We start from the raw sequence: 1,015 nt of genomic DNA on the forward strand, positions 1-1,015 counted from the left end.
CTCCTATAAAGAAAACTAATTTTTCTTTTTCATATTTATTTAAATTTTTTAAAATGGACTTATCTGTATATGTTAAGACACTTATAAAATTAACAAGTTGTTTAATAACTTCAACTAAAAAATCTTTCTCATTATTCTCTAACTTAAAGTTATCAAATCTATCTATCAAAATTGTAAGTACGTTCTCAATCTCTAATTCTTCTTTTAGTCTAAACATCAAAGCAGACTTTCCAATCCCTCTTTCTCCCACGATAAACCTAGTTCGTCCTTCCTTAATATCTGTTAAAATTGTTTGAAAATACTTAGGGTTTTGAAAAATATCATTTAAGTATTCCCTTTCCTCTTCTGCTGAAAATCTAGAAAATGGATTATCTTTAAATCCAATGTTTCGATATAGTTCGCTCAATATACAGACCACCCTTCTATTACTATATATTATCATTTTTGTCATTTTTCGGACAAAAAAAACTACATCTAAATGAGAGCTGTTTCCTCATTTATTTTTAAATGGCAACCAGATCTTCAACTCTTTCATCCGTTAGTTTATGATTTTTATTTGACTGTAAACCGTTTTTCATTTTATAGACTGTCATCTGTAACAACAAGCAAACCTTCAATATACAGTATATTTCTACAATGGTAAAATAAGGAGTAAAAGAAAAAAAGGGGGTTCGTTTGTGATTACTGATGAACGAGATATAGAAAAGATTATTAAACTAGCAAGAGAAGGAAAACAAATTTCAAAAATATGGGAAGATGATTTCTCTCAATACGATTATTGGGATATTTATTTTGAAATACACGAAGCAGGAGAAAAAAGTGCACTTGGTACAAAGAGAAAAATCACACATCGATTAAATAAGTTAAAAAGTTTACCCAAGCGGGATCAACAGGATGTAATAGAGGAAATTAGAAACTTGGTTGACCACTTATATGTTAGATATAAAGAGGGGCAAAAAAAGATTGAACAAATCCGAAATGTAGTTGATAAATAACTAATACAGCTTCCTTTTAA

2 protein-coding genes are annotated in these 1,015 nt (G+C 28.8%); one reads left to right on the top strand and one right to left on the bottom strand.

Annotation, left to right across the window (positions count from 1 at the left end):
- Positions 1-406 (bottom strand): hypothetical protein (locus tag V7124_RS26035; protein ID WP_335494849.1); only part of this gene is annotated, 406 nt, incomplete at its 3' end.
- A gap of 271 nt (positions 407-677) precedes the next feature.
- Here V7124_RS26035 and V7124_RS26040 point away from each other — a divergent pair.
- The gene (locus V7124_RS26040; protein ID WP_335494852.1) at positions 678-995 is read left to right on the top strand and encodes a hypothetical protein; all 318 of its coding nucleotides are present in this window, start codon (positions 678-680) and stop codon (positions 993-995) included.
- The last annotated feature ends 20 nt before the right edge of the window (positions 996-1,015 follow it).

Origin of the sequence: Neobacillus niacini, from assembly GCF_036961885.1 — a bacterium.
GTDB lineage: Bacteria > Bacillota > Bacilli > Bacillales > Cytobacillaceae > Neobacillus > Neobacillus niacini_H.